Annotated in this window: 6 protein-coding genes; 2 read left to right on the top strand and 4 right to left on the bottom strand. The window is 57.6% G+C overall.

What is annotated here, in order from left to right; translation table 11 throughout:
• A partial coding sequence (locus B4F73_RS13265) for an exodeoxyribonuclease III (RefSeq protein ID WP_290483500.1) occupies positions 1-576 on the top strand: 576 nt, incomplete at its 5' end.
• Positions 577-579: 3 nt separating this feature from the next.
• Here the strand turns inward: B4F73_RS13265 and B4F73_RS13260 are convergent.
• The 3 genes from B4F73_RS13260 to B4F73_RS13250 form a co-directional block, all read right to left on the bottom strand.
• Complete coding sequence (locus B4F73_RS13260; protein WP_290483499.1) at positions 580-2,502, bottom strand: glycoside hydrolase family 9 protein; 1,923 nt, start codon at positions 2,500-2,502, stop codon at positions 580-582.
• A gap of 95 nt (positions 2,503-2,597) precedes the next feature.
• Complete coding sequence (locus B4F73_RS13255) at positions 2,598-3,374, bottom strand: hypothetical protein (protein ID WP_290483498.1); 777 nt, start codon at positions 3,372-3,374, stop codon at positions 2,598-2,600.
• A gap of 15 nt (positions 3,375-3,389) precedes the next feature.
• Positions 3,390-4,976 (bottom strand): hypothetical protein, encoded by a 1,587-nt coding sequence (locus tag B4F73_RS13250; RefSeq protein WP_206990799.1) that lies wholly within the window; start codon positions 4,974-4,976, stop codon positions 3,390-3,392.
• Positions 4,977-5,496: 520 nt separating this feature from the next.
• Here B4F73_RS13250 and B4F73_RS13245 point away from each other — a divergent pair.
• Complete coding sequence (locus B4F73_RS13245; RefSeq protein ID WP_290483497.1) at positions 5,497-7,635, top strand: TonB-dependent receptor; 2,139 nt, start codon at positions 5,497-5,499, stop codon at positions 7,633-7,635.
• A 33-nt stretch (positions 7,636-7,668) separates the two neighbouring features.
• Here the strand turns inward: B4F73_RS13245 and B4F73_RS13240 are convergent, their stop codons facing one another.
• Positions 7,669-8,445: a PhyR family response regulator anti-anti-sigma factor gene (locus tag B4F73_RS13240; RefSeq protein ID WP_206990802.1), complete on the bottom strand. Its 777-nt coding sequence runs from the start codon at positions 8,443-8,445 to the stop codon at positions 7,669-7,671.
• Positions 8,446-8,555 lie beyond the last annotated feature (110 nt).

Genomic DNA, 8,555 nt, shown 5'->3' with positions numbered 1-8,555 from the left:
CTCTCCAAGCACGAGATTGAAGACGTGACCAAAGGGTTGCCAACGATCGAAGACGAACAGGCGCGCTATATCGAGGCGCTGATCCTCAGCGACACCCCAATCCGTGTGGGCGGTTTATACCTGCCGAATGGAAACCCTGCCCCCGGCCCGAAGTATGACTACAAGATGGAATGGATGGACGCGCTGGAACGGCATGCGCGTGAGCTGCTCAAGCTGGACGAAGCCTTTGTCCTCTGCGGCGACTATAATTGCATCCCCACACCTGCCGATTGCTGGGACGAAACCGTCTGGCAGGACGACGCACTCGCCCTGCCCCAGACGCGCGCAGAATTCCGGAAACTGAAATATCTGGGTCTGGCGGATTCTTTTGAACTGACCGATAATCGTGCACACCAGTACACGTTCTGGGATTATCAGGGCGGCGCTTTCAAAAAGGATCACGGCATCCGGATCGACCATCTGCTCTGCTCGCCCCAGGCTTGCGACAGACTCCAATCGGTAGAGATCTATCGCAAGGCCCGCGAGCTCGAGAAACCTTCAGACCATGTGCCGGTCATCGGCGTCTTCGAAGACTAGCGCTTATTTCGCACGGTCAATGTCGTCGGCCCAGGCTGCCAGCCAGAACGTTGCCGCCTGCCAGTTGATCGCCACTTCGTTCAGCTCATACGCGTCTACGTGGTCGGCGTAGCAGGTCTGGGCCTGGCATTCGTCAATAATGGCCCTGGAAACCGGACCAGCAGGATTGGTGTTGTTCGGTCCACCCGACACAGCGCCCGGAGGCGGAAGCGGGAATCCCCGATACTGTGCGCCCGCCCAATGACGGTGATGCGGAGCCTTGAAGGCATTCTCCCCATGGCCGGAAATGTACGAGATATCGCGGGGGTTTCGGCCAAGGATGTAATCCAACAGGTCCAACGCGCCATCGCGATACTGAACGTTGCCGGTCATGTCGTAGGCAGTGCCAAGAGTAAGACCGCGATTGGCCAGAGTTCCAACCGATCCCCACGGCCAGACACCGCGATTGAGGGGGATCTGGTATCCTTCAAACCGAATTTGAGTGAGGTACGCATCTGCCGTCTGCAGCAAACCTTCAGCCGCCTCATTCCGCAGGGATTCGTCCGGAGCAACACGCGCCAACGACAGAATACCGAGGCCCATCGTGTCGCCCCAGTTGGGCTCCTGAAGGCCGCTGACTGGCCATGCGTCCAGCTCGCCCTGATAGGTCTTCAGGTCATCGGCATAGGCGGTTTCGCCTGTAGTGACGTACATTTCAGCGGCGGCCCAATAGAACTCACCTCGAATATCAGTCGAGCCGTAGGGCCCTGTGCCGGGGAAATTTCCATAGGCATATGCATCTGGAATCCGCTGCGCCGCGGCATAGGCGCGCTTGGCTGCCGCGAGGCATTTGTCGGCATACGCATCATCGACGCCGCGGAACACACGGGCACACTGCGCGCCAACGGCCGCCACATGCAGGGTCGCCGCCGTGGAGGGTGCGAACAGGGCACGGGGGCCAGTGTTTTTGTGGGGCATCATCGGCAGCGATGGCCACTCGGTATTACCTGATTTGTGATGCACCATACCGGATACATCCGTCATCTTCGGTGCCTTGGTCTGCCACTTGCCTTTCATGTTGCCCTGGACAATGGCGGCTTCTGCGCCCTCAGGCGCCTGCATGGCGAGCATGTAGTCGAGATTGTAGCGCGCCTCATCCAACAGGTCATTCAGGCCGTTACCGGATTCCGGAATGTTCGTCGCGCCATCCTCAAATCCGGATGTGCCGCGCTCATAGGCATTCAGCAACGTCCAGACGCTGATGCCGCTATTCACCACATATTTGCTCTGGTCACCGGCATCATACCACCCGCCGGAGACATCCAGCGTATAGTCACAGCGAGGCCAGCTGATCTTGTACATGTCCTTGCCATGGAAACAGGTCAGCACTTCTTTTTCGTGTCCGGCCGGACGCGCCCACTGCTCGCCGCCAGCATGCTCGGATTCAATCGGAACGCCGGCACGGTTGTGGTAGAAGTATCTCAACGTATCGTATTTGAGGTCGCGGAAGATATCTTCCGAAACGTCAAATGGATGGCTCTTTCCAACCCCCTCCACAACCAGCACGAGGTTGGTCGCTGGCGTGCGTAGTCCGCTGGTCACAACCAGTTGGACGTTGGCGCCGGAGCCGCTGTCAAATCCGTAGGGAATTGTGCGCCCCTGCTCGACCACAACCCCATTCGGCGCAACGATCTGCCATTCAAGGGTTTCGGTGAGATCGGTTTCGGCGACGCCGACAAAATTATATCCGGGGCGAATGCCGGTCTGGGTCGCACGAACCGGCCCGCGCGGCGCGTTGAACGCTGCCAGATATTCCTGCTGTTTCGGCGTCACCACGCTGGCGCCGCTGGCCATGCCAGCTTCCTCAGGCACGGGAACCGACGAACACCCGGCCAACAGTGCGGCCGATGCCATCGCGGCCAGACTTGCTTTGCGGAGGTTGAACATAAGTTTCTTCCCTTTACTGCGCCTTCTTTGGGCTTCAGCTTGCAATAATAGGGCCAAACAACCTCGATCGCGAGACCTAAATAGGGGCGGTGAAGTCAGTTCACCGAGTCATAATCCGCGCCCGCCTCGCTGAAATAGGCACGCCAGAACGCCTTAACGTCGGCCATGGGCAGGTCATAGATCTGACGTGGCACGATACGGGCAACGACATCGACGTTTTCCAGAGCCGGACTCATCTTGGCCAGATCTGAGTCCAGATAGGCCTCATAATCGGCACCAAGGCGGTAAAAGCTGAACCCTTCCGAATGCTGCATCAGGTCGGAGACCAGCACGATCCGGCGATTGGTTTCACCAGCCTGGAAATCGGCGCGGTCGGCGATCGAGTACACAGCTTCAACGAGCGGGGAACTCGGCTGGCGCGTGTCGGTCAGTGCTGCCTCAACATTCTCCAGAAGTGGCGCATAGAACTGGGTCTGCCAGGTTTGCTCGATCATTTTCGGGTTCTGGAAGATCGGGTTGGCCTCTGCAGCGCTCCCCGACGAACACGCATAGTAAACAAGCTTTGGATCATAAGGGCTTGCCGCGTTCGGCGTCATGACCGTCAAACGTCCGTATTTGGGCAGGGCGCGGGCTTCAGCGTCCACGAACTCATAGACCCAATCCAGATCATTCGGATTGAACGGGTCTGACTGGTCGATCAGGATGATCGTATGGGCCGGGTCCTTGCGGTCCATACGGCAGCTGGAATCAGCCATCAGGGATGGCGGCTGATTGAACGCCACAACGGCGAACAAGGCAAATACGACACCCAGCATCAGCGCAATCATTCCACGCCAGAACCATGGGCCTTTGTCACTTCTGCGACGTGGCATCCCTTATGTCTCCTTCTAGGCCCGGCGAGCCTGGTCCACGGGAACATGCGTAGATCCCTTGGCCTCGCGGACTTTGCCGATTTCGTCAGCAACTTTCTTCTCGATTGAGGACAGGCCTTTCTGGACCTGCTGGATGTGCTGTTCAAGCCATTCGCGGGTCTGGTTCAGCGCTTTGATATTGTTGTCAATCGCTGCAATCGCCTTGTTCGCCTGATCCCGCTCCTTGGAATAGTCGAACGGCGGCAATTGTGGTGTGACGATTTCACTAAAATATTCCGGGCACGGGGCCTGATCACCCAGACGGTCACGATTGGCGTTGCGCGCACGGCGATGGGCCTGACGATAGGCGACTTTCAGGCTGCGCTCCTGATCGGCGGCGCGGGCTGCAATCGCAGACGCGTAATCGCGGCGAGTTTCGAGCAGGTTCATGGCCTTTTCGATCTCACGCTTGGCTGAGACGTGGCGGGATTGCTGAGTTTCAAACCACAGACGGCAGCTAGAGAAATAATCGGACAGATCATCCCGCACGCCATTACGAACTTCCTGGCGACGCTCATAGGCGCGGCGCTCCTTGCGCCAGACACGGCCATAGCCAGGGTAGCGATCGGAAATTCGGTCATAGCCTTCATACACAGCCAGCCCGAACACAGCGAGCCCCATGAAGAGCAGGCCAAGGGCGAGGAAGCTTTCCAGGCCAAAGATGTTCGGGAACATCGACATGACGACGTCGCCGGGCGCAATCGAGAACATTGAGAAGGTTCCGAGCGTCCCCGCCTCTGTCGCCGCAAGCAGTCCCGTTTCGACTGCGTCGCGAAAATGCGCGACAAAGAAATTGAGGAAGATGCCGGCCAGGACGAAGACCATCGCTATGGTACCGCCCATGATCTTCGCCGGAAGCGCCGGATGGTTCAGATAGCGCAGGCCAAAGAAGCCTGCGATCACGCCAAACACGACATTTACCGAAGACACGCCGAAGGCAATCATCAGGCCGCCCATCAGGCCATTGGACTGCGCGTCCTTGAACAGAAGTGCGTTGAAACCGCCCTCAAGGATCATGATGAAGATCAGGATCGCAACTGCTTGTTCGATGTTCTTCTTGATGTCCGGCGTGCGATCCCCGATCCGGTCTCCATGACGCAGTTTGAATTGCTGAAGCTCGATGATTGCTGCCGAATGCGTCTCCTTCGCATCATGCACATCGTCCAGCTCGTAGTGACGGTATTCGTTCTCTTCGGACTTGATCGCCTCGCGCAGCTGGTCCGGATAAATATCTATCGGCGTATAGTCGCTGATGTAATTGCGCACCGACGCCGCCGTCGTGGTCAGCCATGTCCCGAGACCGCGGCGCACGTCTTCTGCGCGTTCAGCGATCTGCTGCTCGCATTCACTCCACTGATCAGGGGTCGACGCATCAGACGCCGGGAGGCCGTCGCGGCCGTCCTTCTTCGCTGTCACCTTCGTGAATTGGCGATTCAGCCCCAAATACCCTTGGGCGCGCTTGCCCTTCAGCCCATGATCGGAAAGGTCGTTGCGGATTTCCAGCGGCTTGACTTTGCTCTGGCAACCAACATCTGCGCCCCAGCGCACAGCATTTTTCGACATGCTACATCCTCTTAACAGCTCAAGGCTTTTCATTAACTTTCGCGAAGATGGGCTGCCTTGGTTACTGAAGCGTGAAAGCTGAAGCAGGAAGTGCGGATCGTAATGTTTTTACGTGCGTTGGTGCTTGCGGCTCAGCTCACGAAAATGTAACAGAATAACCATGCGCGTCCGGCCGTCTCATACACACCGTTTGGCATTCCTCGCAGCCCTGTTCGTTTTCGTTCAGGCGCTGGCGCTGGGGCATGCCGCGGCGCATGCCGACCAGCCGCACGATCACTATGGGGTTACTTGCGACCTGACTGCTGTGGCGAGCATTCAAATCGTACTGCCGGATGTGCCGGCCAGTCCGTATATTTACGCAATCGAAACCAAGGTCACCGAGCCGCAATTTTCGCAGCCAACATGGACCCGGCCGCCCGGCCGCGCCCCACCGCCGCGAAGTCCGCCTTCCCTTCAGCAATAGCGACCAATTCTGCCGCCTGCGGGTGGCATTCCCTATTGTCTGAAGGACTCCCGGAACATGAAATCCCATATCTCCCGCCGCGTCGTTGCGGCATCGCTTATGCTGGGCGTCAGCCCCCTTGCCTTCGCTCAGGACGCCCCCGAGACACTTGATACGGTCATTGTGACCGGCGTCGGCCCTCAACGGGACACCGACGAAATGGTCGGTAACGTCACCGCGATCAATCGCGGAGAAATCATCGAGAAGCTCTCCGGCACACTCGGCGACACACTGGCTGGAGAAGCCGGTGTGTCCACGACCTTTTTCGGACAAGGCGCGAGCCGCCCGGTCTTGCGGGGTCTTGGCGCTGAGCGCGTCCTGGTTCTGACGAATGGAATCGGCGCGCTCGATGCCTCTGCCGCCTCGCCGGACCATCAGGTCGCAACTGATGGTATCGACGCCGAGAAGATTGAAATCCTGCGCGGTCCGGCGGCTTTGGCCTATGGCGGCCAGGCAATTGGCGGCGTCGTCAATGTCATTGACGGCCTGATCGTCGAAAGCCTGCCGGATGAACCGGTGTCATTTGAGGGCTTCGCCGCGAACAATAGTGTGAATGAAGGTACAGAGGCGGGCGGAAAGGCACGCTTTGCGACGGGCCCGCTTGTGCTGACACTATCAGCCTCTGCACGTGACTTCGGCGACTACGATATGCCGGGCTTTGCCGAATCTTCTGCTGCACGCGCGGCTGAAGAAGCCGAGCATGAAGAAGAGAGCGAAGAGGAACACGAAGAGCACGAGGAGCATGAAGAAGTCCGCGACACGATGGAAAACTCCTTCCTTCAGTCTGAAACCTACTCAGCCGGCATCTCGTGGGTTGGCGAAGACGCATTCCTCGGCTTCGCCCTGCGTCAGCAAATGTCGAGCTATGGCATCTCAGGCCACGAACATGATGAGCATGAGGAAGAAGAGCACGACGATGAGGACCATGAGGAGGAGGAAGGCCACGAGGAAGAATCCCCGTTTATTGATCTGGAACAGACCCGTTATGATATTCGGGGTGGCGCGAAGCTGGATGCGGGCCCTCTGACCCGTATCTCGGGGAATTTGTCCTATGCTGACTATGAGCATGTCGAATTCGAAGGCCCAGGCGAACCCGGAACGAAGTTCACGACGGAGGGGACGGAAGGACGCTTGGAGCTCGGTCATCAATTTGGTGAGATCGAGGGTGCAGCCGGTGTCCAATTCCTCGATAAGGACTTCAGCGCAGATGGGGACGAAGCCTTCCTGACTCCCACTTCAACGAAGACGTTCGGTGCCTTCGTGTTCGAGACCTTGCAATTGGACGATAATTCGGTTCTGGAAGGGGGGCTTCGCTTCGACAGTACCGAGCTCGACAATGATGTTCAGGGCGAACGGAGCTTCGATCTGTTCAGCGCATCCGCTGGTGGCCACAGGCATGTGGCATCAGGCTGGTGGATCGGCGGTCAGGTCAGCTATACTGAGCGCGCACCAAATGAAAGCGAACTGTTCGCTGATGGTCCACACCTTGCGACGAGCCAATATCAAATCGGTGACTCCTCACTCGACAAGGAGAAAGGCACGAATATCGAAGCCTCGCTCCGCTGGGAAAATGATCTCTTCAGCATCAGCGGCAACGTTTTTCATGCGGACTTCGACGGCTTCATCTATCTGACGCCGGGCGTCGCGATAGAAGATGGACTGGAAGTTGATGAGCTGGATGAACTTCCGGTCTTCCTGTTCCAGCAACAGGGCGCGAAGTTCACAGGTGCAGAGATTGAGGCTGAAGCTCGGTTCCCGGAGGGTCTGCTCGGTGCCAGCTGGGTGACCTCGGCCAGCCTGGATATTGTTGAAGGCGAACTGGATGATGGCAACAACGTGCCTTATCTGCCGCCGCTCACATTCCATGCGGCCCTGGACGCTGATTGGGGTCTCTGGTCTGCTGGCTGGACCCTGACGGCGGCAGCCGACCAGGATGATCCAGGTGCAGGTATTCTGCCTACCGATGGCTACGTAACGACGGGCCTGCGCGCGGCAATTGATCTGACTGAAGCTGGCTTTGGCAAGGATGGCACACAGCTGTTCGTGGAAGGCCGCAACCTGACAGACGAGGAAGTGCGGTATTCGACGTCAGTTCTGAAGGATGCGGTTCCGGCACCGGGCCGCAACATTCGCATGGGGATCAGGGTCTCATTCTAAAACCGGATCAGGCCTGATTTGCCCAAGCGCAAGTCAGGCCGTTTCCTGCCCAAGAAACGCGGAAAGAATCGCCTGATCCACCACCGTGCGCACATGCAGTGGCTCGAATGGCTTCGGGATCAGATAAGAGGGCTCGTTGTCCTGCCCCTGTAGCAACATTTCCGGATAGGCGGTGATGTAGATGACCGGCACTTCGGAATTCATGTTCGCGAAGATTTCCTTCACAGCGTCAATTCCAACGGATCCGTCGGCGAGGCGCAAATCTGACAGGATCAGTCCAAACGTCTGTTCTGCTGCCAGTTCGACCGCCTCGGTCTGCGTCGTTGCAATTCCGACGACTTCATGGCCAGCCTCTTTGACGATCTGCGACAATTGATAGGAAATCATCGACTCGTCTTCGATGATCAGGACAGTTGTACTGACCTCATTGGCGATATTTGTTTCCGCTTCCCTGAGCATGTCTTCGATATCAGTGATCGTCACGGCCAGAATTCGGGCGGCTTCCTGAACGGAAAAGCCCTCCACAACCGTCAACAACAGCGCGCGCCGCTGAAGTGTGGTCATGGCATTCATGATCTTGGCAATACCAGTCTCGTCGGACAGTTCAGAAACGCTCTTGCTGATCGATTTGTCGAGCTCGGCAAACAGGTCTGCCTTCTGGAACTTGAGGTCGGGAGCGACCGAGATCCGGAAGATCAACGACTCGATCATATCCTCAACAGCTTCGTCGCCGTTCTGCTGTTCTCCCATCAGTCCGCGCGCATAGCGCCGCAGATAAGGCAGTTCAGATGATATCAAGTCTGAGAGCATCGCGCTTTCGTCCCCCTTGTTCGATGGCGTCCTAAACTGGACACAACGGATGGCCAACCCGCCTTAACCATCGTGTTCGGCACAAATGCATAACCGAGCCTTAAGAACAA

Origin of the sequence: Hyphomonas sp. UBA3601 (assembly GCF_002375605.1) — a bacterium.
GTDB lineage: Bacteria > Pseudomonadota > Alphaproteobacteria > Caulobacterales > Hyphomonadaceae > Hyphomonas.
This window is presented reverse-complemented; position numbering and strand designations above follow the sequence as displayed.

Excerpts from the sequence above, each read along its gene's own strand:
- B4F73_RS13260 (WP_290483499.1), bottom strand. The coding sequence starts at position 2,502 with ATGTTCAACCTCCGCAAAGCAAGTCTGGCCGCGATGGCATCGGCCGCA.
- B4F73_RS13255 (WP_290483498.1), bottom strand. The coding sequence starts at position 3,374 with ATGCCACGTCGCAGAAGTGACAAAGGCCCATGGTTCTGGCGTGGAATG.
- B4F73_RS13250 (WP_206990799.1), bottom strand. The coding sequence starts at position 4,976 with ATGTCGAAAAATGCTGTGCGCTGGGGCGCAGATGTTGGTTGCCAGAGC.
- B4F73_RS13245 (WP_290483497.1), top strand. The coding sequence starts at position 5,497 with ATGAAATCCCATATCTCCCGCCGCGTCGTTGCGGCATCGCTTATGCTG.
- B4F73_RS13240 (WP_206990802.1), bottom strand. The coding sequence starts at position 8,445 with ATGCTCTCAGACTTGATATCATCTGAACTGCCTTATCTGCGGCGCTAT.